General features: G+C 64.8%; 26 protein-coding genes. 16 read left to right on the forward strand and 10 right to left on the reverse strand.

Annotation, left to right across the window (positions count from 1 at the left end; genetic code table 11):
* Positions 1-36: 36 nt before the first annotated feature.
* The 10 genes from hisE (at position 37) to N2602_RS04995 (ending at position 8,555) form a co-directional block, all read left to right on the forward strand.
* Positions 37-441, forward strand: a complete 405-nt coding sequence (gene hisE / locus N2602_RS04950; RefSeq protein WP_172785232.1) for a phosphoribosyl-ATP diphosphatase — start codon at positions 37-39, stop codon at positions 439-441.
* Between the two features lie 67 nt (positions 442-508).
* On the forward strand, positions 509-1,090 hold the full coding sequence (locus N2602_RS04955; RefSeq protein WP_246570560.1) for a YqaA family protein: 582 nt from the start codon (positions 509-511) through the stop codon (positions 1,088-1,090).
* 45 nt (positions 1,091-1,135) lie between these two features.
* On the forward strand, positions 1,136-1,675 hold the full coding sequence (locus tag N2602_RS04960) for a hypothetical protein (protein ID WP_260381947.1): 540 nt from the start codon (positions 1,136-1,138) through the stop codon (positions 1,673-1,675).
* A gap of 30 nt (positions 1,676-1,705) precedes the next feature.
* Positions 1,706-3,106: an aspartate ammonia-lyase gene (locus N2602_RS04965; protein ID WP_260381948.1), complete on the forward strand. Its 1,401-nt coding sequence runs from the start codon at positions 1,706-1,708 to the stop codon at positions 3,104-3,106.
* A 267-nt stretch (positions 3,107-3,373) separates the two neighbouring features.
* Positions 3,374-4,342 carry a nitronate monooxygenase family protein gene (locus tag N2602_RS04970; RefSeq protein ID WP_172785097.1) on the forward strand — a complete coding sequence of 323 codons (969 nt, stop codon included), beginning with the start codon at positions 3,374-3,376 and terminating at the stop codon, positions 4,340-4,342.
* Positions 4,343-4,364: 22 nt separating this feature from the next.
* Positions 4,365-5,138 carry a thioesterase family protein gene (locus tag N2602_RS04975; protein WP_172785096.1) on the forward strand — a complete coding sequence of 258 codons (774 nt, stop codon included), beginning with the start codon at positions 4,365-4,367 and terminating at the stop codon, positions 5,136-5,138.
* Positions 5,139-5,584: 446 nt separating this feature from the next.
* On the forward strand, positions 5,585-6,550 hold the full coding sequence (locus N2602_RS04980; RefSeq protein WP_260381949.1) for a nitronate monooxygenase family protein: 966 nt from the start codon (positions 5,585-5,587) through the stop codon (positions 6,548-6,550).
* Between the two features lie 134 nt (positions 6,551-6,684).
* A complete protein-coding gene (locus N2602_RS04985; RefSeq protein ID WP_172785094.1) occupies positions 6,685-6,933 on the forward strand; it encodes a hypothetical protein in 249 nt (82 codons plus the stop codon).
* 132 nt (positions 6,934-7,065) lie between these two features.
* A complete protein-coding gene (locus N2602_RS04990) occupies positions 7,066-7,779 on the forward strand; it encodes a hypothetical protein (RefSeq protein WP_172785093.1) in 714 nt (237 codons plus the stop codon).
* A gap of 89 nt (positions 7,780-7,868) precedes the next feature.
* Entirely contained in the window at positions 7,869-8,555 is a 687-nt protein-coding gene (locus N2602_RS04995; protein ID WP_260381950.1) for a hypothetical protein, read from the forward strand.
* Positions 8,556-8,558: 3 nt separating this feature from the next.
* On the opposite strand, the gene N2602_RS05000 is transcribed toward N2602_RS04995, so the two are convergent.
* Both N2602_RS05000 and N2602_RS05005 read right to left on the reverse strand, forming a co-directional pair.
* Positions 8,559-10,139 carry a GMC family oxidoreductase gene (locus N2602_RS05000; RefSeq protein WP_172785091.1) on the reverse strand — a complete coding sequence of 527 codons (1,581 nt, stop codon included), beginning with the start codon at positions 10,137-10,139 and terminating at the stop codon, positions 8,559-8,561.
* 117 nt (positions 10,140-10,256) lie between these two features.
* Positions 10,257-11,813 (reverse strand): winged helix-turn-helix domain-containing protein, encoded by a 1,557-nt coding sequence (locus tag N2602_RS05005; RefSeq protein ID WP_260381951.1) that lies wholly within the window; start codon positions 11,811-11,813, stop codon positions 10,257-10,259.
* Between the two features lie 322 nt (positions 11,814-12,135).
* Here N2602_RS05005 and pcaB point away from each other — a divergent pair, with 322 nt between their 5' ends.
* Both pcaB and N2602_RS05015 read left to right on the forward strand, forming a co-directional pair.
* Positions 12,136-13,497, forward strand: a complete 1,362-nt coding sequence (gene pcaB / locus N2602_RS05010; RefSeq protein ID WP_260381952.1) for a 3-carboxy-cis,cis-muconate cycloisomerase — start codon at positions 12,136-12,138, stop codon at positions 13,495-13,497.
* A gap of 113 nt (positions 13,498-13,610) precedes the next feature.
* Entirely contained in the window at positions 13,611-14,867 is a 1,257-nt protein-coding gene (locus tag N2602_RS05015) for an aminopeptidase (RefSeq protein ID WP_172785088.1), read from the forward strand.
* A gap of 181 nt (positions 14,868-15,048) precedes the next feature.
* Here the strand turns inward: N2602_RS05015 and N2602_RS05020 are convergent, their stop codons facing one another.
* Positions 15,049-15,603, reverse strand: a complete 555-nt coding sequence (locus tag N2602_RS05020; RefSeq protein ID WP_260381953.1) for a hypothetical protein — start codon at positions 15,601-15,603, stop codon at positions 15,049-15,051.
* Between the two features lie 237 nt (positions 15,604-15,840).
* Here N2602_RS05020 and N2602_RS05025 point away from each other — a divergent pair, with 237 nt between their 5' ends.
* Positions 15,841-16,296 (forward strand): cupin domain-containing protein, encoded by a 456-nt coding sequence (locus N2602_RS05025; RefSeq protein ID WP_172785086.1) that lies wholly within the window; start codon positions 15,841-15,843, stop codon positions 16,294-16,296.
* Positions 16,297-16,378: 82 nt separating this feature from the next.
* On the opposite strand, the gene N2602_RS05030 is transcribed toward N2602_RS05025, so the two are convergent.
* The 7 genes from N2602_RS05030 to N2602_RS05060 all read right to left on the reverse strand — a co-directional run bounded on the left by N2602_RS05030 (position 16,379) and on the right by N2602_RS05060 (position 22,063).
* A complete protein-coding gene (locus tag N2602_RS05030) occupies positions 16,379-17,431 on the reverse strand; it encodes an amidohydrolase (protein WP_172785085.1) in 1,053 nt (350 codons plus the stop codon).
* 180 nt (positions 17,432-17,611) lie between these two features.
* Positions 17,612-18,133, reverse strand: a complete 522-nt coding sequence (locus N2602_RS05035; protein WP_260381954.1) for a hypothetical protein — start codon at positions 18,131-18,133, stop codon at positions 17,612-17,614.
* Positions 18,134-18,198: 65 nt separating this feature from the next.
* Positions 18,199-19,011, reverse strand: a complete 813-nt coding sequence (locus tag N2602_RS05040; RefSeq protein WP_172785083.1) for an MBL fold metallo-hydrolase — start codon at positions 19,009-19,011, stop codon at positions 18,199-18,201.
* Between the two features lie 65 nt (positions 19,012-19,076).
* Positions 19,077-19,472, reverse strand: coding sequence for a type II toxin-antitoxin system VapC family toxin (locus tag N2602_RS05045; RefSeq protein ID WP_172785082.1), 396 nt, complete (start codon positions 19,470-19,472; stop codon positions 19,077-19,079).
* Complete coding sequence (locus N2602_RS05050; protein ID WP_172785081.1) at positions 19,469-19,723, reverse strand: AbrB/MazE/SpoVT family DNA-binding domain-containing protein; 255 nt, start codon at positions 19,721-19,723, stop codon at positions 19,469-19,471. Before N2602_RS05050 ends, N2602_RS05045 begins: the two co-directional genes overlap by 4 nt.
* A 67-nt stretch (positions 19,724-19,790) precedes the next feature.
* The gene (locus tag N2602_RS05055; RefSeq protein WP_260381955.1) at positions 19,791-21,317 is read right to left on the reverse strand and encodes a permease; all 1,527 of its coding nucleotides are present in this window, start codon (positions 21,315-21,317) and stop codon (positions 19,791-19,793) included.
* Positions 21,314-22,063, reverse strand: coding sequence for an ABC transporter ATP-binding protein (locus N2602_RS05060; RefSeq protein WP_172785079.1), 750 nt, complete (start codon positions 22,061-22,063; stop codon positions 21,314-21,316). Before N2602_RS05060 ends, N2602_RS05055 begins: the two co-directional genes overlap by 4 nt.
* A gap of 274 nt (positions 22,064-22,337) precedes the next feature.
* Between N2602_RS05060 and N2602_RS05065 the strand changes: the two genes are divergently transcribed.
* From N2602_RS05065 to N2602_RS05075, 3 genes are read left to right on the forward strand one after another with little or no spacing between them, the layout of a single operon-like run.
* A complete protein-coding gene (locus N2602_RS05065; protein ID WP_172785078.1) occupies positions 22,338-23,213 on the forward strand; it encodes a branched-chain amino acid ABC transporter permease in 876 nt (291 codons plus the stop codon).
* A gap of 5 nt (positions 23,214-23,218) precedes the next feature.
* Positions 23,219-24,370, forward strand: coding sequence for a branched-chain amino acid ABC transporter permease (locus N2602_RS05070; RefSeq protein WP_172785077.1), 1,152 nt, complete (start codon positions 23,219-23,221; stop codon positions 24,368-24,370).
* Positions 24,367-25,125 carry an ABC transporter ATP-binding protein gene (locus N2602_RS05075; RefSeq protein WP_172785076.1) on the forward strand — a complete coding sequence of 253 codons (759 nt, stop codon included), beginning with the start codon at positions 24,367-24,369 and terminating at the stop codon, positions 25,123-25,125. The genes N2602_RS05070 and N2602_RS05075 overlap by 4 nt, the downstream gene beginning before the upstream one ends.
* Position 25,126 lies beyond the last annotated feature (1 nt).

Consider the following 25,126-nt stretch of genomic DNA (forward strand, 5'->3'; position numbering starts at 1 on the left):
CACGCCGGCCATTTGTTTCGAGTAGTTTTGAGTACCATGAGTGATTCGCTTGAGCGGCTATATCTGGCTGTGCTCGCGGCCAGAGATCTTGATCCGGCAACATCGCGCACAGCCCGGCTGTTTCAGCGTGGGCCCTCAAAAATGGCGAAGAAACTGGCCGAAGAAGCCATCGAGGTCGTCATCGATGCGGTCAATGGCGATAGTGAGGCCGTGATCCGGGAAAGTGCCGACCTGCTCTACAATCTCACCGTGCTGTGGGCTTCGGCCGGAGTACGCCCCGAGGACGTCTGGCGGGAAATGACGCGGCGGGAGGACATGCTCGGTATTGCCGAGAAACTGCCGAAGACGCCGGCGAAATTGCCCAAAGTCGCGTCACCGCGCATGGCCTCGCGGCGGCCTATTGTCGCGCTCGACGGCCGCGCCGCGCGCAAGCGCCACTGAAAACGTCACAAATCGCCCAAAAACTGGCGATGGACAAATCCGTCCCATGGTGCTTCATCGCGGCGCCATGCTGAAACGTATCTACGACTGGTGCATCGACGCCGCCCACAAGCCCTACGCGCTCTGGATCATGGGCATCGTGTCTTTCGCCGAAAGCTCCTTCTTTCCGGTCCCGCCGGATGTGATGCTGATCCCGATGTCGCTGGCGCGCCCGCAGCGCGCGTGGGTGTATGCAACGGTCTGTACCATCACCTCGGTGATCGGCGGCGTCGTCGGCTATGCCATCGGCGCGCTGCTGTTCGACTCGGTCGGCCAGTGGCTGATCCAGGTCTACGGCCTCGGTGACAAGGTCGACGCCTTCAGGGCCTCCTATGCCGAATGGGGGGCGGTGATCATCCTGCTCAAGGGGTTGACGCCGATCCCCTACAAGCTCGTCACTATCACCTCGGGCTTTGCCGGCTACAACATCATCCTGTTCATCCTGTGCTCGATCGTCGCGCGCGGCGGGCGCTTCTTCGTCGTCGCGATCCTGCTCAACCGCTATGGCGACTGGATCCGGGTTCGGATCGAGAAGCATCTCGGTCTCTGGGTTGCGATCGGGGCCGCGGTGCTGGTGCTCGGCTTCGTCATCGCGGTCAAGCTGATCTAGGGCGGCGGCTTTGCCGCCGCGCCGGCTTCGGTTACGGTTGCCGTCATGATGGTTCGATCCGGCAATCCGGCCGCACGGTCTGGGACGCTGATGTCAGCTGCGCTGCTGCTCCTTCTCGCGGCCGGCGGAACAGCCCGGCCGCAATCCGCCCCGCCGACGCTCGGCCTTCGGGAGCAGGGGGCGCAGGCCGCCCCGCCGCCGTCGACGCCCGCTCCATCGGCGTCGCCGGCAGCTGAGGAGAATCCCGGGCTGATCAACGAAATGGGCAAGCTGTTCGACAAGCTGCCCTCGATCCTGCCGCCGATCAAAAGCCCCAGCGAAACCATGGACGACCTGTCGCGGCTGGCCAAGCCCTCGACCATGGTGTCGGGGCGCGTGATCTGCCCGGTCTCTGCGAACGGCGCACCCGACTGCAAGCAGGCGGCCGACCAGCTCTGCCAGGGCAAGGGCTACAAGGAAGGCAAGAGCCTGAACGCCGATTCCGCGGAAAAATGCTCCGCCAAGGTCCTGATCCCCGGCCGGCAACGCAAGTCGGACGACTGCCGCACCGACACTTTCGTGACCAGCGCGCTGTGCCAGAACTGAAGGCCCTCGCGCGAGAACCAAGGAGCGCCCATGAGCCGTACGGAGCAGGACTTCCTCGGACAGCGTGAGATCGCCGACGACATCTATTACGGCGTCCAGACCATCCGGGGTAAGGAGAACTTCCACATCACCGGCATTCCGATGAACCAGGAGCCTTACTTCGTGAAGGCGCTCGGTTACGTCAAGAAGGCCGCCGCGATGGCCAATCGCGACCTCGGCGCGATCGACGCCAAGGTCGCGGACGCCATCATCCTCGGCTGCGACCGCGTCATCGCCGGCGACATGATGGATCAGTTCGTCACCGATTTCATCCAGGGCGGCGCCGGCACGTCGACCAACATGAACGCCAACGAGGTGATCGCGAACCTCGCGCTGGAATCGCTCGGCTTTGCCAAGGGCGACTACCAGCACGTCAGTCCGAACGATCACGTCAATTACGGCCAGTCCACCAACGACACCTATCCGACCGCCTTTCGCCTCGCCCTGATCCTGCGGCTCGAGAGCTACATGACGGCGTTGCGCCAGCTCCAGGAAGCCTTTTTCGCCAAGGGGCGCGAGTTCGACCGGGTGCTGAAGATGGGCCGCACGCATCTGCAGGACGCGGTGCCGATGTCGCTCGGCGCGGAATTCCGGGGCTGGGGCACCACGATCGGCGAGGAGGTCGACCGTATCTCGGAAGCGCGCGCGCTGCTGCGCGAGATCAATCTCGGCGCCACCGCGATCGGCACCTCCGTCACTGCGGCGGTCGGTTATCCCAAGCTCGCCGTCCGCCACCTCAGCGCGCTCACGGGCGTCGATTTCATCCTCGCCGGCGATCTCGTGGAGGCGACCTCCGACACCGGCGCCTATGTGCAGCTCTCGGGCGTGTTGAAGCGCACCGCGAGCAAGCTGACCAAGATCTGCAACGACATGCGCCTGCTCGCCTCGGGCCCGCGCGCCGGCTTCAACGAGATCAACCTGCCGCAGCTGCAGCCGGGCTCCTCGATCATGCCGGGCAAAGTCAACCCTGTGATCCCCGAGGTCGTCAACCAGACCAGCTTCCTCGTGATCGGGCTCGACACCACGGTGACGCTCGCGGCATCCGCCGGCCAGCTCCAGCTCAACGTGATGGAGCCGGTGATCTCGTTCGCGCTGTTCTTTTCGATTCGCACCATGGAGCGCGCGGTCAACAGCCTGCGCGAGAACTGCGTCGTCGGCATCACCGCCAACGAGGAGCACACCCGCAACATGGTGCTGAACTCGCTCGGCATCGTCACGGTGCTGAAGCCGCTGCTCGGCTACAAGCAATGCGCCGAGATCGCGCGCGAGGGCTACAAGAGCGGCAAGTCGCTGCACCAGATCGTGGTGGTCGAGCGCAAGCTGCTGACGCAGGAGAAGTGGGACGAGATGTTCTCGTTCGAGCGGCTGATCAATCCGGATCTGATCGGGTAGGGTGTCATCTGCAGCTCTCGCCGCGTCATTGCGAGGAGCCCTTGCGACGAAGCAATCCAGACCGTCTCCGCGGATACATTTCTGGATTGCTTCGCTTCGCTCGCAATGACGGGCGGGTAGACCTGGAAGGCTCGAATTCCGCTGCTTGGAATTGCGGTAGCCGCATCGGACACGGCGCCAAAACGCAATACTTGACAGTGGAAAGATTGCCTTGTTGGTATGGCTCCCAGCTTTCAATTCGACCGGCCAACAAAGGATCGTTCCGCAATGTCCATGCCTGCCTTGTTCAAGGGGCGCCTGTCGATCCCCGTGATCGGCTCGCCGCTCTTCATCATCTCGGTGCCCGATCTGGTGATCGCGCAGTGCAAGGCGGGGGTGGTCGGCTCGTTTCCGTCGCTGAACGCGCGGCCGCCGGAGCTGCTCGACGAATGGCTGGCGCGGATCACCGAAGAGCTCGCGGCCTATGACCGCGCCCATCCCGACAAGCCGTCGGCGCCGTTCGCGGTCAACCAGATCGTGCACAAGTCGAACAACCGGCTCGATCACGACATGCAGCTCTGCGCCAAGTACAAGGTGCCGATGATCATCTCCTCGCTCGGCGCCCGCGAGGAGCTGAACCAGGCCGTGCACGGCTGGGGCGGCATCGTCTTCCACGACGTAATCAACCAGAAATTCGCGCACAAGGCGATCGAGAAGGGGGCCGACGGCCTGATCCTGGTCGCGGCCGGCGCCGGCGGCCATGCCGGTACCATCTCGCCGCTGGCCTTCGTGGCCGAGACGCGCAAGTGGTTCGACGGCCCGATCGCGCTGTCGGGGGCGATCGGCAACGGCAAGGCGATCCGCGCCGCGCGCATCTTGGGGGCCGACTTCGCCTATATCGGCTCGGCCTTCATCGCGACCAAGGAGGCCAATGCGGTCGAGAAGTACAAGGAGATGATCGCCGGCTCGAGCGCCGACGACATCGTCTATTCCAATCTCTTCACCGGCGTGCACGGCAATTACCTGAAGCCCTCGATCCTGGCCGCAGGCATGGACCCGGAAAACCTGCCGACGTCCGATCCCTCCAAGATGAACTTCGGCACCGACGCCTCAGGCGAGCGCGCCAAGCCGAAGGCCTGGAAGGAGATCTGGGGAAGCGGCCAGGGCATCGGCAGCGTCGAGGGCATCGTGCCCGCCGCCGAGCTGATCGCGCGCTTCAAGAAGGAATACGACGAAGCGATCGATCCGCCGCTGTGATCGCTCCCGGATCGAGTGCAGCATGACCGCCATCTACCGCGTCGACGGCAACAACGTCGTCACCAGCCCCGATGCGGCCGGTCCCTGGGACCGGCGCATGCAGCACGGCTCGGCACCGGCATCGCTGGTGACGTGGGCGGCTGAGCGCATCCCGACGGCGGCGCCGATGGACGTCGCGCGCGTGACCATCGATCTGATGCGTCCGGTGCCGGTGGCGCCGCTCACGATCGCGACCGAGGTCTTGCGCGAGGGCCGCAAGATCCAGCTCTGCGGAATCAAGCTGCTCGCCGATGGCGTGCAGGTGGTCGGCGCCACCGTGCTGAAGATCAGGCGCCAGGAGCTGACGCTGCCGGACGAGGTCGAGGAGCTGCCGGTCACGTTGCCCGCGCCGGAGGATTCATTGGTCGAGGACGGTCACGCCGCCACCAGCCCGTTCGTGCGATCGGTCTCGATGCGCGCCGCGCGCGGCCGCTTCGGCCAGGCCGGCGCCGGTGCGATCTGGTTTCGCGTCGATCATCCGCTGATCGAAGGCGAGGCCATCTCGCAGGCGATGCGCGCCGTGGTCGCTGCCGACTTTTCCAACGGCACCGCCTCGACGCTCGACTTTCGCGCCTGGACCTACATCAACGCCGACCTCACCGTGAGCTTTGCGCGCCAGCCGGTCGGCGAGTGGATCCTGCTCGACGGCGATTCCTGGATCGGCCCCGACGGCGCGGGCCTTGCGATGTCGCGCCTCGCCGACCGTCAGGGCTATTTCGGCCGCGCGGTGCAGAGTCTGGTGATCGAGAAGCGGTGAGCGTCACGGCGGGGCCGCGATTGCTCCTTCCGAATGAACGGCAGGCTTCCGCCGCCGCGGAAGGGATGCTCGGCATCCTGCCAGTTCACACACCGTAGAAGATCTTGATCCCCCACAGCACCACGATGATAGCCGTGATCAACGTAATCGCGGCGACCGCACTTTCCAGGGAAGCGACTCTCATTTCACTCTCCGCTTCCCCAGCCCCGTCAGCGGTCTAGTTGATTCCCTGATTCGCCGGCAATTGCGCGGGCATCGTCGCCGTAGACTCCGTTGTGCGCTGTGGTGCCGGAGCAACAACGATACCGTAGAATCCCGGAGTATTTACTCTACCATCCGGTCCCGCCGCTCCCGAAGCCCGCGCGCAGCACCTTGTCACAAGCCGGGGACGACGCTGGCACAGAGACTGCGGGAGGACACGAAACGCCCGCGAGAGGGAGGCACGCATGCCATCGGATCGACTGCAACGCTTCCGCGATCGTCTCGCGCTGCCGCTGATCGCGGCGCCGATGTTTCTGGTCTCAGGCGTCGAGCTCACGGTCGCGGCCTGCCGCAACGGGGTGATCGGCAGCTTCCCCACGGCGAATTGCCGTGGCGCGGACCAGCTCGATGAATGGCTGACCGCGATCGAGACGCGCTTGCGCCGGTACGAAGATCAGGCCGGCCGCAGGGCCGCCCCGCTTTGTCCGAATCTGATCGTGCACCGCTCCAATGCGCGGCTGGAGCAGGATCTTGCCGTGCTGCTGCGGCACAGGCCGGAGATCGTCATCACATCGGTCGGCTCGCCCGCGCCCGTGTTGAAGCCGCTGCACGACGCCGGAGCGCTGGTGCTGGCGGACGTCGCTTCCATCCGCCATGCCGAACGCGCGGCACAAGCAGGCGCCGACGGGTTGGTGCTGCTCGCCGCGGGCGCGGGCGGGCAGACCGGCTGGCTCAACCCGTTCGCCTTCGTCCGCGCGGTGCGCGCGTTCTATGACGGCATCATCGTGCTCGCGGGCGGCATCGGCGACGGCTGCGCGCTGCACGCGGCAGAAGTGCTCGGCTGCGATCTCGCCTATATGGGCACGAAGTTCATCGCAACGCGCGAGAGCATGGCGGACGAACGTCACAAGCAGATGCTGGTCGAGAGCAGCGCCGACGACATCTTGCTCACCACCGCGTTCACGGGACTTCAGACCAGCATGCTGAGGCCGTCGATCGTGGCCGCCGGGCTCGATCCCGACGATCTGCCGGCGCGCGGCGCAATCGACATCGCCGAGGATATCGACGTCGCCGCGCGCGAAAGCCGTCCCAAGCGCTGGCGCGACGTCTGGAGCGGCGGGCATTCGACCTCTGGTGTCACCGAGGTGCTCGCGGTCGACGATCTCGTCGCGCGGACCGTCGCGGAATATCACCGGGCGGGTGGGCGGTAGCGTCGTCGCCTCTCCCACGGTGCATCGCACACGGTTAATCCCGCATGCCTCCAGTCCGCCCCACTTAACGGCGGATTAACCATCGCCAGCCAAGAATCCCCTCGTGGCCGCCAATCAGGACGAGAGGACAGGCGATGGACTTCAATTATCTCAACAGCAAGACGGCTGCGACCATGGACGAGATCCGCGTCCGCGTCGCCCACGCACTGGCCCGCCACCCGCTGTGCCGCAACGTCCGCTTCGACATCGTCAGCGTCCCCCAGACTCGCCGCGGCGGAAATTGGACGGTGACGCTGCAATCGGTCGAGCCGCGCGCAGTCTGGGAGGCCTCGGAGATCGTGGCCGACATCCAGGACGCCTATGATCTTGCGGCGGCGGCCTGATTTCGCTGGGATTTCCGGGGGATGTCGCCGTAGTCCGCGCGATTGCCGCCGCATTGGCACGGTTCAGCCTTAATTATCGCCCAGTTACCGGGCAGTGATCACGTGGACTTGAAGTCGGACGCGGAGAGACGTTTGTCCAAAGCCATCACCATCGTCGCGCTGACCTGTTTCCTCGTCCTCGGCGCCGCCACAGCCGCCATCCTCGGCCGCGACAGCGTTCCCAGCGTCAGCGCCGAGATGATAGCCGAGACGCCCCCGCCCAAGCCGCTCGCGACCAACCGCGCCGCCAAGGCCGACCGCCTGGTTCCGACGCTCGCACTGGCCTCGGCCGCGATCGAGCCGGTCCAGGTCGCCGCCGACAAGTTGGCGCAGGCACCGGTCCTGACCGAGCCGCTGCGTCAGGCCTTCGCCGCCGCCACCCCCTCCGATTTCCCGATGCCGAAGGCGAGCGCGCACGAGGCCCCTGCTACTGCCGAGGTTCCGGCCGTCGAAGTTCCGGCCAAGCCGAAGGTCGTCGCCAAGCCGCAGCCGCAAAAATCCTATTCGCTGCTGTCCGACGTGCAGATCGCGGGCATCAGGGATCGCCTGAAACTCTCCTCGTCGCAGGAATATTACTGGCCCTCGGTCGAGACCGCACTGCGCAACGTTGCCCGCAAGATGCAGGCGAACAGGCTGTCGAATCCGAATGCGCCGCCCAGCGCGCAGATCGATCCGAATTGCGACGAGGTGCAGCAGCTGAAGTCGGCCGCGATGCCATTGTTGTTCCAGCTTCGCGACGACCAGAAGGAAGAAGTGCGCAAGCTCGCCCGCCTGATCGGGCTCGAGAAGGTCGCACAGCAGATCTGATACGCGCGGTTCCTCATCGAGGAGCCGCGGCCATCAGGAACATCTGGCAATCCCCACGCGTTGCCCGCTCCAAAAGAGGGAGTGGATGAATGCGCGCCTCGACAGCCTATTTTGTCGGTGCCGGAACCATCATCGGGGCCATCGCCATTGGTCTCGGTGGCGGTATCGTGGCCGGCAACATCATGAATCCCGTGGCGTCCAAGCAGGGGCCGGACACCAGCAAGGTGGCGCAGCGCACGGCGACATCAGCTGCGGCGACGACGAACGCTCCTTCCGAGCGCGTGAACTATCTCACCGGCTCGCAAGCCTTCGGCACGATGATCGCAGCGCCGGCGCAGGCCGAAGCAAAGCCTGAAGCCGCAAAGCCCGACACGCAAGCCACGCAGGCAAATGCTGCGCCGGCGGCGCCGCAGCCCTCGCAAGCCGCCGCCGAGGAGCCGCCCAAGCCCGCCGCTGCATCGTCGCCACTGGCTGCAAAGCCTGCCGAGCAGCAGGCTTCGACCGAGCCGTCGTCCTCCTCGAACAACGCCTATGCCAAGGCGAGGGATTCCGACGTGAAGCGCGCCGCGTCCGAACGGCGCCGAGCCGAGCGTCGCGAGCGCTGGGCCGAGCGCCGCTATTATTACGAGTCCCGCGAGCCGCGCGGCATGCGCGACCGCACCGATTGGGATGACGTCGCACGCAACATCCGCGAGGATTCGGATGCGCGCGATGTCGCGAGCCGGCCGCGCGGCGCCTTCCCCCAGATCAAGCTGTTCGGGCCTGACGACGATTAGCGTCTAAGCCAGGATCGCCGCCGCGGCGCATTCGGCAATCAAGATCGTCGGCGTCTGGATATTGCCTGAGATCATGATCGGGATCACCGAGGCATCGGCGACATGCAGACCGTCGATGCCGCGCACCTGCAATCGTTTGGGATCGACGACGGCGAGGTCGTCCATGCCCATCCGGCAGGTCGAGGCGGCATGATAGAGCGTCGTGCAATGGCCGCGGATATAATCGGCGATCTCGGCATCGCTGATCGCCTCCGCGCTTGGCGTGACCTCGGTTTCGATCATCTCCTTGAGCGGTGATTGCGCGGCGATGCGTCGGTTGATGCGCACGCCTTCGATCATGGTCGCGATGTCGCTGCCGTTCGGGTCCGACGCGAAATAGCCGGGGTCGATCGCGGGGTCTTCGATCGGATCGGACGAGCGCAGCGTGATCTCGCCGCGGCTCTTCGGTCGCTGCAAGGTTGCATGCAGGGTGATGCCCGGCCTGGACGACAGGAAGCGGACATAGTCGCGGTGCGGGCTGATCGCGCCATAGAGCTGGAGATCGGGCTCGACGTCGGGGCGGCTGCGCACATGGGCGCCGGCGGCGACCCAGGGCGAGGTGCGCGGTCCGGTGCGATGCGCCTGCCACTCTGCAAGGCTCGCCGCGAGACTTTCGTCGGTCCAGGCGCCGACGCCGATCCTCTCCTTGGTGTAGAAGGTGATGGGAATGTTGATGTGGTCCTGGAGATCCTTGCCGACGCCGGGCAGCTCATGCAGGACGTCGACGCCGACCGCCCTCAATTCGTCAGCCGGGCCGACGCCTGATAGCAGGAGCTGTTGTGCCGAGCCGATGGCGCCGGAGGCGAGCACGATCTCGGTGGTGGCGAAGGCGCTCTTCAGTTCACCATTGTCGAGAAAGGCCACGCCGATCGCGCGGCCGCGCTCGATGATGATGCGCGTGACGCGTGCGCCGGTCTTCAGGACGAGATTGGGACGCGCCAGCGCCGGGTGCAGATAGGCCTTGCCGGTGCCGAAGCGCTCGCCGTCCTTGATGACGAACTGGAAGAAGCCGGCGCCTTCCTGGGTGGCGCCGTTGAAATCGGGGTTGTGCGGAAGCCCCGCGGCCTGGGCTGCCTCCAGCCATTTCAATTCGTTGGGATCGACGAAAGGGACGTCGGCAACGTGCAGCGGCCCGCTGGTGCCGTGGAAGGGATCGTCGGCGAAGCGGGCATTGTTCTCGAAGGCGATGAATTTCGGCAGCACGTCGCCCCAAGCCCAGCCTGCGCAGCCCGCCCGCGCCCATGCATCGTAATCCGACGGCAGGCCGCGGATATAAATCATCGCATTCATCGCGCCGGAGCCGCCGACCATCTTGCCGCGCGGCCAGAAGATGCGCCGTCCGCGGCAGCCTGCTTGCGGCTCGGTATGAAACCCCCAATCAACCGCCGTATTGAACATCGTCGGCCAGTCGGACGGAATGTCCGAGGCGGGCGGGGCAGCGCGACCGGCCTCCAGCACCAGAACCTTGCGATTTGGATCGGCCGACAACCGATTGGCCAGCACACAGCCGGCCGAGCCGGCGCCCACGATGATGGTGTCGTACATAGACGAGCGCTCCGCGATCATTCACGTCGCGGAGTGCTTGCAAGTTTCGTGCTTTGCGGATCGGCACAGTGCAATTCCTCCCCATCCACAAAGGGGGGATGCCGTCAGCATTGTGCCCTACGTCATGCCTGCACGGCGCAAGCCTTGGAGGTAATGCGCGCGATCCTCTTCCCGCAGCATCGGCAGCTCGCGCGTGATCCAGGCAAGCGAAACCTCGGGCTGGGTGCGGCGCAGGCCTTCCAGGGCGGATGCCGCCAGGGCCGGATCGTCGAGCATGCCGGCGGCCGCCGTCAGCACGCGGTGCGCACCGACGAAATCTCCGCGCTGGCGCATCGATTCCCGAGCCATCTGCACGGCGCCCCCGTAGTCATGGCCGACGAACCGGGCATAGGCCGCAACCCCGCAATAGATCGCCGCGAGCGGGTCGCGCGGGCTCAGCCGCAGCGCGCGGCGGGCGGCGGCATCGCCGTCCTGCCAACGCCCGGCATAGCACAGCGTCACGCCGTGGAAGGCATGCGCCATCGCGAAATTCGGATTGAGCCGCAAGGCCAATTCGAATTCAGCCAGCGCGTCGTCGAAGCGGCGGCGGAACAGGTATGTGTAAGCAAGGCCGTGATGGGCCCAGGCATCCTCGCGATCGGCCTCCACCGCCGCTAGCGCCGCACGCTCGGCGACCGGCACGGTGGCAGCCATGTCGGCCCAGCCCATATGCGCGCCGAAGATATGGCTGGTCGCGAGCAGGCCCAGCGCCTTGCCATAGGCGGGATCGACCGCGACGGCTTCTTCCAGCAGCTTTTGGGCGGCCGCATTGTCCTCGCGGGTGATGCGCCAATAATGCGACAGCGCGCGCATCACGAGGTCCCATGCATCCAGGCTGCCCGGCGGTTTCTGCTGGGCCCGGAAGCTTTCGGCGGCGTAGAGCTGCGGCTCGATCGCGGCGACGATCGCTTCCGTAATCTCGTCCTGCACGGCGAAGATGTCGGCGAGCTCGCGGTCGTAGCGTTCGGCCCAGAGATGGCTGCCGGTCGAGACGTCGTTGAGCTGGGCCGAGATGCGCACCCGCTCGCCACTCCGCCGCACGCTGCCTTCGACCACGTAGCGCACCCCGAGCTCCCGCGCGACCTCGTGGATGTGCACGGCGCGGCCCTTGTAGACGAAGGAGGAGTTGCGCGCGACGACGAAGAACCAGCGCAGCTTCGACAGCGCGGTGATGATGTCCTCGCTGATGCCGTCGGAGAAATAATCCTGCTCGGCCTCGCCGCTCATATTGGTGAAGGGCAGCACGGCGATCGCGGGCCGCTCGGGCAGCGCGAAGGCCGCCTGGGGCGGGCTGATACGGACCGGCCCCGACGCGACCGCGCCGATTTGTGTCTGGACATCGCCGACGAAGCGAAAACCCTTGCGCGTGATGGTGCGGATCAGCGACTGGCTCACGCCATTGTCGCCGATCGCCTTGCGCGCCGCGTTGATCCGGCTGGTCAGGGTGGATTCGGAGACGCTGCGCCCGTGCCAGATCTTATCGATCAGCTCGTCCTTGCTGACGACCCGGTCGCGGTTCTGCATGAGATGGACGACGAGGTCGAAAACCTGCGGTTCCACGGCAATGGGAACCTGCTCGCGGCTCAGCTCGCGCCGGTCGGTGTCGAGAAGGTGGTCCTGGAACAGAAACTGCACGTCGAAAACTCAGGCCTCATTGCGAAATCGGGCAAACAAACAAAATGAAATTTGGGTCGAAAACCGTGTGTCTGCCGAAGGGGGCGCTTGGTTCATCGCAATCGCGTGATGGCTGCCATGCCGTTTTCAGACGGGAATACAACCGCAACTGGAATGTTGCGGCCGCGAGCCGCCGAAATCTGCTTCGCCGAACACCGTCATCCTCAGGCGCCTCGGCACAATGCCCCCACAATAGATGTGGCGAAGGGTGAACGCCCTTTGCCGAATTGAGTGGCCTGCGTAAGTTACCGCTTACAGAAAACACCAACCACGAAGAAACGCCATGCCTGCTTTTCCCGCCGCCACCACCGTGCTCGACTCCCTGCTGTTTCGCGACGCCTTCGGCACGCCCGAGATGCGCGAGGTGTTCTCCGACGTCGCGACGGTCGCGCGTTATGCCGAGGTCGAGGTGGCGCTGGCGAAGGCGGAGGCGAAGTGCGGTGTGATCCCACAGGAGGCGGCCGCAGCGATCGCGGCGCGGACCGACGTCGCCGCGCTGGATTTCGATCTGCTCAGGCAGGAGACGGATGTCGTCGGCTATCCGATCCTGCCCTTGGTGCATCAGATGGTGAAGCAATGCGGCGAGGCGGGCCGCTACGTGCATTGGGGCGCCACCACGCAGGACATCATGGACACCGCCGTGGTGCTGCAACTGCGTGCCGCGCTCGAGATCGTGGAGCGCGACATCGCCGAGCTGCGCAAGATCCTCGCCGATCTGTCGAAGCGCCATCGCGACACGGCGATGGCGGGCCGTACCCATCTGCAGCAGGCGCTGCCGGTGACCTTCGGCTACAAGACCGCGATCTGGCTTGCGATGTTCGACCGCCACGCCGAGCGGCTGGCGCAGCTGAAGCCGCGCGTGCTGGTCGGCCAGTTTGCCGGCGCGGCCGGCACGCTGGCTTCGCTCGGCGACAAGGGGTTCGAGGTGCAGGAGGCGCTCTGTGCCGAGCTGAATCTCGGCGTTCCCGCCTCGACCTGGCACGTCGCGCGCGACGGCTTTGCCGAGGCCGTGAATTTCCTCGCGCTCGTCACCGGCTCGCTCGGCAAAATCGCGCTCGACATCATGATCATGGCCTCGACCGAGCTCGCCGAGGTCTACGAGCCCTTCGTCAAGGGGCGCGGCGCCTCCTCGACCATGCCGCAGAAGCGCAACCCGATCTCCTCGGAGCTGATGCTTGCGGCGTCCAAGGCGGTGCGCCAGCACGCCGGCCTGATGCTCGACGCCATGGTGCAGGATTTCGAGCGTGCCACCGGCCCCTGGCACGCGGAATGGATGGCGATCCCGGAAAGCTTCGTGCTGACCGCCGGCGCGCTGCACCAGGCGAAGTTCGCGCTCGCAGGCCTCATCGTGGACGAGGCGAAGATGAACGACAATCTCGCCATCAGCCGCGGCCTGATTGTGGCCGAAGCGGTCATGATGGGCCTCGCCCCGCAGATCGGCCGGCAGGAGGCGCATGACGTCGTCTATGACGCCTGCCGTCAGGCCAACGAGAAGGGAATGAGCCTTGCTGATGCGTTATCCGCAGATTCACGGATATCGAGCCGCATCGATCGCGCCACAATCGAGGCGCTCACCTCACCGAAAAATTACCTCGGGCTCGCGCCTGCCATGGTCGACCGGGTGCTGGCATCGGCAACGCGTTGAAAACCAAAATGCGTGAAACCGCGTATCTTTCCAAGGCCGCAAGACGCTCGCATACTTGTGTCTCGCGGTGCTAGGTTTAAATTGAGTGAGCGACTTTCGGCAGAGGGCCCGGTATGACTGACCAACGCAATACTTCCACTCCCATCGATCCCGCGAAGCTCGACCGGTTGGCCGAGGTGGCGGTGAAGGTGGGCCTGGGCTTGCGGCCGGGACAGGATCTGCTTCTGACGGCGCCCGCAATCGCGCTGCCGCTGGTGCGGCGGATCGCCGTGCATGCCTACAAGGCCGGCGCCGGCCTGGTGACGCCGATCCTGTCGGACGAGGAGATGACGCTGGCGCGCTACCGTCATGGCCACGACAACAGTTTCGATCGTGCCGCCAGCTGGCTCTACGAGGGCATGGCCAAGGCGTTCTCGGACAACACCGCACGGCTCGCCATCGTCGGCGACAACCCGATGTTGCTGTCGGGCGAAGATCCTTCCAAGGTCGCGCGCGCCAGCAAGGCCAATTCAATGGCCTACCAGCCCGCGCTGGAAAAGATCGTCAATTTCGACACCAACTGGAACATCATTGCCTATCCGAGTCCGTCCTGGGCCAAGCAGGTATTCCCGAACGATCCGGAAGATATCGCCATCGGCAAGCTCGCGGATGCGATCTTCGCAGCGTCCCGGGTCGATCGCGAGGACGCGATCAGCAATTGGGCGAGCCACAATGCGGTGCTGCGCGAGCGCACCAACTGGCTCAACGGCCAGCGCTTCCGCGCGCTTCAGTACTCGGGTCCCGGCACCGATCTCACCATCGGCCTTGCCGACGGACACGAATGGGAAGGCGGCGCCTCGCTCTCCAAGAACGGCATCAGCTGCAACGCCAATATCCCGACCGAAGAGGTCTTCACCACGCCGCATTGCCGCCGCGTCTACGGCCATGTCGTGAGCTCGAAGCCGCTGTCCTACCAGGGCACGCTGATCGACAACATCGCGGTGCGGTTCGAGGACGGCAAGATCGTCGACGCCAAGGCCTCGCGCGGCGCCGAGGTGCTGAACAAGGTGCTCGATACCGACGAGGGCGCGCGGCGCCTCGGCGAAGTGGCCTTGGTGCCGCATTCCTCGCCGATCTCGCAGAGCGGGCTGTTGTTCTACAACACGCTGTTCGACGAGAACGCGGCCTCGCATATCGCGCTCGGCCAGTGCTATTCGAAATGCTTCGTCAACGGCGCCCAGCTGACGCCGCAGCAGATCGCGGCGCAAGGCGGCAACCAGAGCCTGATCCATATCGACTGGATGATCGGCTCGGCGGAGACCGACATCGACGGCATCTTGGCCGACGGCAGCAAGGTGCCCGTCTTCCGCAAGGGCGAATGGGCGAAGTAGCCTTCACCTCTCCCGTAGGGAGAGGTCGGATCGCATCGATAGATGCGATCCGGGTGAGGGGTTACGGTCTCACCGAACGCCGCGGCCCCTCACCCGGATTGCTGCGCAATCCGACCTCTCCCCGCTGGGGAGAGGTAAGGATCGGCCTATAGACTTCAGGAGACTCACGTGAAGCGCGCTCTCACGCCGCCGCGTTGCGCAGCGTTGGGTTGTTGTCGATGCTGAAGCGGTTGAACAGCGTCGTGAACGGGCTGCCGTCGGTGGCTCGCACGATCGCGTCGGACGCCGCCACCGCCTCGTAGAGCGCGCCGATCGGATCGTCCGCCCCCGGCAGTGCGAGCGCGCCGCGGATGTCTTCGCGGGCCTCGTTGACCTCGTCCTCGTCGTCGAGCGTCGCCTCCAGCGCATCCGCCGCGCGCCGCATTTCGGCAAGGTCGCCGCCCCCGGAAAATTTGAGGATGTCGCGCCAGTAGGGGCGGGCGAGGACGAGCTGGATGAATGCTTCAAAGCTCTTCGCGATGATGCCCGCGCGGCCCTCCGATGACACATAGAGCACAGTTTGCGACGGCAGCAGCACGAACGCGCTGCCGGAGCCGTCACTGCCGACGTGCCGAGGGCCTTCGACGCCGTCGATGGCGAACCAGTGCTCCTCGTCCGGCGCGAAGGAGACATCGAGACTGCGGAGCCTGGCGACGACCTCGCTGTTGGCTGTCAGAATCTCGGGCGTGAGGGGCATCGGTGCGGCTCCTTCCCAATACTTTGCGCACTTTGTCGCACCCCGGACAGGATCGGTTCATGTGTGCGAATTCGCAGAGGAAATCGTGACGTTAACCGTTTCGCAGCTGCAACTCAGGGCTGATTGTCGAGCCCCGCGTAAGAAAGAATTAAAAACCGGCAACTAGCGTCCCAGCTTCTTTCGAAAACAATCCGGGCCGAGGCCCGGTCATTCATATTATATCTTCTGGGGAAGCAGATGTCGCGCGCATTGATTGAAATTGGTAGTTGCAATGTCGACCTCGAGCTGCGGCCGATCGAGCCGTCCTGGATCATCGAGGGAAATCCGGTATCCCGCTCTCGCGTCCTGTCGACCAGCGCCGACGGCACCGCGCAGACGATCATCTGGCATTGCACCGAAGGCCGCTTCAACTGGTACTACGACATCGACGAGACGATCATGATCATGGAAGGATCGATCGTGCTCGAAAGCGACGGCATGCCGCCCAAGCGCTACGGCCCCGGCGACGTCATTTTCTTCCGCGACGGCGCGCATGCCAAATGGCATGTCGAAGGCCACGTCAAGAAGATCGCCTTCTGCCGCAAGACTAATCCGGTGATGATCGGTTTCCTGATCCGCGTCGTCAACAAGCTGAAGAAGATCTTCACCCCCACCGGCGAGCGCCGCCCGGCCTCGTTGATGGGCGCCGGCTAGAGCTCGCAAGCGCGTTTCAAGGACGCTTCCCAGCGGCCACGACGAAGAGGGGTCGGGATCAATGTCCCGGCCCCTCTTTTCGTCATGACGGCAGCTCGAGCCGGTAGACGTCGATCGCGGTCTGCGAGAACAACGCCGTCTTTTCGGCCTCGCTCAGCTTTGAGGTGATACGCTTGAAGGCGTTGAAGATCACCTGGTAGCTGCACTGGCCCTTGTCCGGGGGGAAATTGCTTTCGAACATCGCGCGCTTCGGGCCGAACGCCTCGATGCAGGTCTCGACATAGGGCTGCCAGGCCGTGGCAAGCTGCTCGGATGTCGGCGGCCTCTCGCGCAAATGGAAGTCGTAACCAAGCAGGCACATCGCGAGACCACCGAGCTTCACCACCACGTTCTCGCATCTCGCGATCTCCCGGATCGAGGCGCGCCATTGCGCAAACACCTCCTCGCGCCGCCCTGCGAAGCGGCCGGTTCCGGCCGGGCCGCCGCAATGGTCGAGCACGATCCTGGTGTCGGGGAAGGCGCGCGCCAGCGCCGTGAGCTCGCCGATCTGCGGATGGAACAGCCAGGCATCGAAGCTGAGTTTGAGGGGCGCGAGGCAGGCAAAGCCTTTGCGGAAGGTCGAGTCCTGCAACAATCCCTTCGGCCTGTTCGCATACATGCCGGCGACGACAGGATCTTCGTCCCAGGCCGAGGAATGCCGGATGCCGCGAAAGCGGCCGTTGCCGGCGGCGATCTCGGCTTCCAGCACGCCCTTTGCGGCGTCGCCGAGCAGCAGATTGGCGTGGCTGACGATGCCGGCGCAGATCGCGGCCTTGCCGTAGCCACCGCTCGCGCTCATGGCGGCGACGCCGTTGGCGAACTCGACCTCGCCCACGGGGCGGAATGCTTCCGGCCCATGCGCGCGATACATCGAACGGCAATCGACATAGACGGTGGCGATGACGTTGTGACCGGAGGCGATATCGGCGGCCATCTCCTCGATCAGATAGCGGTGCCCGCGATTCCACAGATGGTGATGGGGATCGACGATCGGCCGCAAGGGATCGATGATCTCCTCCCGATGCAGCGCGAGCCAGTCCTCGCGCGGATCGACGAACAGCCCGCTCGTGTTGGCGGGCACACCGCTTGCTGCCATCGGCCTTCGCTCCCTGATTTTTTGTACCCGGAGCTTAGCACCTCATTCTGACGCACAGCAGCGCGCGTTGTTCAGAGCACCATGGCGGCGGCGGAGGAGGTGCGCTCCCTCCCGCTTGCGGGGCCCGCCAGCCGGAGAGGTTGTTTGCCGCCCGATCGATCCAATCAATATCTGTTTGCCTTAGGCCTTGCGCCGTCTTGCTCTGACCTCGACCATCAACCGCCATTCCGCTGCCGTGGCTGGCTTGACCTCCCCACGCCAAAGGAAGGAGTCGCCGGTGATCTCCGTAAAGCTCCAGCGCGTCAGGTCGCCGGCTTCGGTCGTGCCTTCCTGCACGATGTCGTCGCCACGGGGACGGCCGATCTGTTGCCTGAACGCGCGGCGGCCCGGATCGAACCAGGAAATCCGCCACGCATCGATACCCGGATCGTAAACGCGCAGTGTCGTGCCATACCAATTGCCGGCGATCGGAAAGGCCGCGCCGCCCGCCGGCCGGGGAATGATCCAGACGTCCTGCACCGCGCGGCCTTCGAGCACCCAGCCGAAATGGATCTCGCCCGGCGCGGTGTGGCTCGTTCCGTCCGGCCCGAAGGCGGTGATCTCGGCGTCCCAGTCGCCGACGAAGCGGCCATAGAGCTGGAGCGCCGCGGCGTGTTCGGGGTTGGGTCCGTTCGCGTGCAATAGTCGCGCAAAGTCGGTCATATCGCTCTCCTGTTGCAGGGAGATCAGCATGACCCGCCAATGGCCGGCTTGGAGAAAATTGCGCTTCAGACCCCGTCGAGGATGATCACCGTCGGCTTCGTCGGCAGCGTATCCCGCGACATCCGGAACGAGCGCTCGATGCGCCGGTCGATCTCGAACTGCTGGCCGATCCGGCGCATGAAGTCGTCGAGCGGGGTGGCGAAGCGGTGCATCGGCAACACCACCGAGGCGCGCAAGCGCTTGGTGATGTCCGAGATCCCTTCGAGCGACATGGTGTAAGTGCCGTCAATCGGCACCATCACGATGTCGAGCCGTCCGATCTGGGCGAAATGGCTGTCGTCGAGCTTGTGGTGGAGATGGCCGAGATGGCCGATGCAGAGGCCGGCCGCCTCGAAGATGAAGATGGAATTGCCGTCGCGGATCATGTCCGCGCCGACATCGTCGCCGTAATAGCGGCGGATGTCGGTCGTGACGTTGCGGACAAAGGTATCGCCGATGCGCTGCGACACGATGGCCGGCTTGCCGTCGTCGCTCCAGCCGTGCAGCACGTGGGGAATGCGCTTGTCCGGGTATAAGGAGTAATGGGTGCTGTGCGCCCGATTCATGGTGACGACGTCGGGCAGGCGGCCGACCTGATAGGCGCCGCTATAATCGGTGGCGATGCGCAAGCCGCCGGGCGTGTCGATGTAGTAGGTGGAATGGCCCGCATAGGTGATCTCGACCTCGGCAGAGCCGGCGGCCGGCCGGAACGCGACCGGCATGGCCCGCGGAGCAGCATGGGCCATCGCCAGACATTCGCTGCGCTGTGGCTGCTGGGCGAGGGCAGGCGAGAGGAGCAAGCCGAAGAAGGCAAAGATCGTCAGGACCAGTCGAGGCATAACGCGATCACCCGTTGCGCATTCGGCGAGAGTGTATCGTCGAATTTGTGCGACGTCATGCGCCGCTACGGCAGCCGCGCCAATCCGCCGCTTGCCTCTACCAGCTTTACGGCCTTCTTATCGAATGAAATGAAGGTCTCGGCCCCAAGCCAATAGCCTTCATGAGCAATGATCCCATCGACAAAATCGCCGCCAGCATCGAGGAGTGCCAACCCAGCCTCAGCCAGAGGCCGGTTGACGACCACATTGGAGGCGCTGATGAAGTGCCGGATAGACGCCGCAATATTCACAGCGGAAGTTTTGTAGCCTCGCGAGAGGACCCAGGCCAACTCGCACAGTGCCGAGATCGAGATGGCTACTACGTCCGCCTTTTTGAGAACGGCTTCGGCTGCTTTGCTCTGTTCGGCATTATCCCCGACCAGAACCCGTACCAGGACATTGGTGTCTGGTGTGATCTTCATCGCTTGCCGGACCAGCCGTCAGCTATGATCTCGTTCATCTCTTCGATCGAAAGCGATCGACCGTTCGTTTTCCCTTTCAGGAAGCCGAACGCATCCGAAATCTTTCCGGTGGGCCGAACTGCCCTCACCTCAACTCGACCCCCAGGGAGCTTTTCTATCGAAATCTTGTCGCCGGGATGCACACCAAGGTGCTCCAAAAGGTCTTTCCGGAGCGTAACCTGCCCCTTCGCCGTGACGGTGAGCGTGCTCATGGGATTCCTCAATCCTTGAGATCTTCGATAAGTAAGGAAATTTCTCCTTACTTTCAAGGGGCGCCGCTTACTCCCGGCGCGGGCTGAACTTCCAAGTGATGGCAACGAGGCTTGCGGTGATCAGGCCGCTGATGAGGCCGGCGAGCGGCAGGGCGAGCAGCAGTGCGGCGCTGGCTGCCCAGCCGATCGAGGAGAAGGCCTCGGCGAAGGTCGCGAGCCGCGATGAGGTCTGCCGGCGGCGGAATTGGCTGCGCCTTGCCTGCACCCGGAACCAGAGCTGGATCGCGGTCGCCGAGGCCGCGCTGACGATGATCGCGCCGGCACTGACCGCGGCCTGGAATGGCGAGGCAAAGGCCAGTGCCGCCAGCAGCGGACCGAAGATCACGGCGATCGCGATCAGCACTACCTCGATCTTGGCGCGAATGACGGCGGACGGCATCAAGGGCGCGGTCGCGACCAGGTCGGGGGCGTCCTCGCCCGAGATCGTCAGCCAGGCGAGCCCGCCGGCGAGCTGTCCGGCCGCCATCACGATGACAGGTGTGATCAGCGTCAGCGCCGCCGAACTGTCGGCAAAGTTGCGCCAGAGCAGAAGCGCCGGCGGCACAAGATAGAGCAGCTGCATCAAGGTCTGCGAGATCAGCCATGGATCGCGCCACAGCAGCATGAATTCCTTGCGGCGCAGCGCCTGCTGGCGCGATCCGCCGCGGAACGCGCGCTCCTCGGTATGGACGCGGCCCGACGTGGTGTAGGCCGCCGCATCGATCGCCGTGTCGGCAAAGCGGTGCGAGAAGATCGCCATCACGCTGCCGAGCATCACGAGCGCGAGCGCGAGAATCAGCGACAGCGCCTCGTTGTCGCCCATCGCTGCCCGCGCCGGCCACCACCAGATGCTGTCGACGTCGGGGGCGTAGGCGGCCACGCTGCCTGAGGTCAGGATGGTGAAGCGCGAAAGCGTGCCGTAGGACATGATCGCCGCGACCTGAAGCGCGATCACGAAGCCCGCGCCGATGATCGCTGCGAGGATCTGGGCGATCAGGCGCGTCCGCGCCGGGCCGATCAGCCGGAACAGGAGAATGGTGACGGCGATCGCGATCGCCGCCGCCGACAGGCCCATCGCAATGACGACGCCGAAGGCCGCGAGCCAGCGCGCGCCGCCGCCGATCACCAGCACGTCGATGAAGGGTGTCGAGAACAGCAGCGCGAGCACGGTGACGGTCAGCGCAATCGCGGCGATGCGGACCGAGAACAGATTGGCGAGCCGCGCCGGCGAGGACATGATCAGGTCGAGATCGGCGCGGGCGTAAAATACCCGTGTCACCGATTCGATCGCCTGCGACAGCATCAAGGTCCAGGCGAGAAAGATAGTCGCCGAAATCACGATCAGCGAGGATTTGTCGAGCGGCAGCTGCAGGTCGGCGAAACGGCCGATCACCGCCCAGGCCGGCAGGTGCAGCAGCGCGGCGAAGCAGACGAGGCCGATCATTGCCGCGCGCGCCCGTTTGCGCCGCCCGCCCGTCATCATGGCGAGCCATTCGCGCCAGGCGAGCCGCAGCTCGTGGCGGGCAAACCAGGACAGCGCGGTGGCCGAGCTCATGCCGCTTCCTGAAGCGTCACCAGCGCGATGAAGAGATCTTCCAGGCTGGTGTCGGCATGGCCGTTCTGCTGGCGCAGCTCGGTAAGCGTGCCTTCGGCGACCAGGCGGCCGGAGGCGATCACGCCGATGCGGTCGGCCATGCGCTCGGCGACCTCGAGGATATGCGTGGTCATGATGACCGTGCAGCCGGCGCGGACACGCGCGCTGAGCAGGCCCTTCACATGGCGAGCGGAGACGGCATCGAGCCCGGTCAAGGGTTCATCGAGGATGATGAGGCGGGGGTCGTGCACCAGCGCCCCTGCGAGAGCGACCTTCTGGCGCATGCCCTTGGAAAAGCCCTCGCAGCGCTCGTGCCGGTGCGCCTCCAGCCCGAGCGAATCGAGCAGGTCCTCGGCGACCGGTTGCGCGATCGACGGCGCGATGCCCCAGAGGCCGGCGACGAATTCGAGATATTCGAGCGGGGTGAGCTTGTCGTAGATCATGGGCTCATCGGAGACCCACGCCATCACCTGCTTGGCGGCGACGGGATCCTGCAGCGCATCGATGCCGAAGATGGAGACGGCGCCGGCATCGGGCCTGAGCAGGCCCGCAACCATGCGCAGGGTGGTGGTCTTGCCGGCACCGTTGGGGCCGACCAGCGCGTAGAATTCGCCGGCGTGGATGGTGAGATCGAGGCTGTCGACCGCCAGACGGTCAAAACGCTTCGTTAACCCCACCACTTCCAGCGCCGAGTTGTCCGGCTTCATGACGGCCATACCATCCGGTTTGCATCGCCCGCGACCATGACCCGAAGATATTTCGGCACCGTGAATCGCACTGCCGCAAATTCCGTCAACCGGATTGGACTAAAGACAAGGCATCCGGACAAGTCACCGTTTGTTGACAGCGCGCGGGCGTTCAGGCTGAATTGATTCCGGACAAATGGCGCGAACGCGGCGAAACGACTGCGTAGCGACTGGACACAAGATGCGGCAAGGCGGCCAAAAGAACCCGCCGGATGCATCGGGAGGACGCGCGTCAATGCTGGATTTCGTTCAGCAGCTGGTCAGCGGTGTTGCGCTCGGCTGCGTCTACGGCCTGATCGCGCTCGGCTTCGTGCTCGTCTACAAGGCCACCGAGGTCGTCAATTTCGCCCAGGGCGACCTGATGATGCTGGGCGGCTTCTTCGCCTTCACCTTCATCGGCATGATGGGCCTGAACTACTGGATCGGCTTTGCTGGTGCGGTGGCGGCGATGGCGCTGTTCGGCATGCTGGCCGAGCGCGTGGTGGTGCGGCCGATCCTCGGCTATCCGCAATTCTCCATCATCATGGCCACGATCGGCCTCGGCTATTTCCTGCGCTCGATTGCCGGCATGATCTGGGGCACCGACGACCTGAAGATCGAGACGCCGTTCAGCCAGGGCGTGCTGCGCATGGGTTCGCTGGTGCTCGCCTACGACAAGCTCTCGGTGATCGCGGCGACGATGATCCTGTGCACGCTGCTCTGGCTGTTCTTCAACAAGACCACGCTCGGCACAGCGATGCGCGCCAGCTCCGAGAACATGCTGGCAGCCTATTACATGGGCATTCCGGTCAAGCGCGTGGTTTCGGTCGTCTGGGCGATCAGCGCGGCGGTCGCGACCTGTGCCGGCGTGCTGCTGGCGCCGATCACCTTCATCCATTCCAATGTCGGCCTCGTGCTCGGTCTGAAGGCGTTTCCCGCCGCGGTGCTCGGCGGTTTCGGCTCGATCCCGGGCGCCGTGGTCGGCGGCGTTCTGATCGGCGTGATCGAGAGCATGGCCGGCTTTTACCTGCCCGAGGGCTGGAAGGACGTCGCGCCCTACATCGTGCTGCTCGCCGTGCTGCTGCTGAAGCCCGAGGGCCTGTTCGGCCTGCACGTCCGCAAGAAGGTCTGAACGCCATGCGCTTCCTGTTCAAGACCGACTACGAGGACGACATCAAGCTGTTCCCGCATTCGGGCTACGTCGCCACTTACGGCGTCCTGCTCGCGCTGCTGCTGATCGCGCCTTACGTGCTCTCCAGCTATCTGATGAGCCAGCTGGTCTTCGTCTGCATCTATGCGACCGTCGGCGTGGCGCTGTTGATCCTGACCGGCTTCACCGGCCAGGCCTCGCTCGGCCATGCCGCCTTCCTCGCCATCGGGGCCTACACCGCGGCGTACTTGCAGAAGTACAACGTGCCGTTCCCGGTCTATTTCCTCGCCGCCGGGCTCCTGACCGGCATCATCGGCGCGATGGTCGGCTTTCCCGCCCTGCGCCTTACCGGCATCTACCTCGTCATCGCAACCATCTCGTTTGCCCTGATCGTGGAGGAGATCCTGGCGCGATGGGAGAGCGTCACCCACGGCAACGAAGGCATGCGGGTCAAGACGCTGTCGCTGCTCGGCGTCGCCGTGCCGCGCGACAGCCCGACCTTCTATTACCTCTGCCTTGCCGTGCTGGTGCTGACCATCGTCGGCACGCTCAATCTGCTGCGCTCGCCGACGGGGCGTGCCTTCGTCGCGATCCGCGATTCCGAGACGGCGGCGCGCAGCATGGGCGTCAATGTTGCGCTCTACAAGGTGAAGTCGTTCGCGATCTCGGCCGCGATCACCGGCTTTGCCGGCGTGCTGTTCGCGCACAAGCTCTCCTTCATCTCGCCGGAGATGTTCACGCTGCAGCTCTCGATCGAGTTCATCATCGTGATCCTGATCGGCGGCACCTTCAGCCTGCATGGCGCCGTGCTGGGGGCGATCTTCATCGTGATGATCGATCCGTTCCTGACCTATCTGAAGGACGACATGCCCGGCATCATCGCAGGCATTGCCGCGACATTCGGGGCGGGCACGGCGATGGCGGGCAACATCCAGGCGAAGGTCGCGGCCTTCGCCTCGCTCAACGGCCTGAAGGGCGCGATCTACGGCGTCATCATCGTGCTGTTCGTGCTGTTCGAGCCGCTCGGCCTCTACGGCCGCTGGCTGAAGATCAAGCTCTTCTTCCAGCTGTTCCCGCTCTACAAGCGCGCCACCTTCAAGCGGCAGAAGATCTACGTGAAGTCGGAGCGCAATCGATGAGCTATTTCCGCGCCGAGAACCTGTCGCTGCATTTCGGCGGCCTCAAGGCGGTCGATGCGGTGTCGTTCGCGGTCGAGAAGGGCGAGATTCTCTCGATCATCGGGCCCAACGGCGCCGGCAAGAGCTCGATCTTCAACCTGATCTCGCGGATCTACCGGCCGACCTCGGGCCGCATCTTCTTCGAGGACCAGGACATCACCGAGCAGCCGCCCTACGACATTGCCAAGCTCGGCATCGCCCGCACCTTCCAGAACATCGAGCTGTTCGAGAATGCGAGCGTGCTGTCGAATCTTCTGGTCGGCCGCCACCGCCATTCGACCACGCAGCTCTGGCAGGAGCTCTTGTTCCTGCCGAGCGTGCGGGCCAACGAGAAGGTGCACCGGCGCAGGGTCGAGCAGGTCATCGAATTCCTCGACCTCGAACCCTATCGCGACAAGCTGATCTCGGGCCTTCCTTACGGCGTGCGCAAGGTGATCGAGCTGGCGCGCGCGCTGTGCTCCGAGCCGAAGCTGATCCTGCTCGACGAGCCGTCCTCCGGCCTCAATGTCGAGGAGACCGACGACATGTCGTTCTGGATCCGCGACATGAAGAGCGAGCTCGGCGTCACCGTGCTGATGGTCGAGCACGACATGTCGCTGGTCAACCGCGTCTCCGACCGCGTCATCGCGCTGAACTACGGAAGGGTGCTGGCGATGGGCTCGCCCGCCGAGGTGCAGCAGCATCCCGATGTCGTCGCCGCATATCTCGGAGCCTGAC

Origin of the sequence: Bradyrhizobium sp. NC92 (assembly GCF_025200865.1) — a bacterium.
Taxonomy (GTDB): Bacteria; Pseudomonadota; Alphaproteobacteria; order Rhizobiales; family Xanthobacteraceae; genus Bradyrhizobium.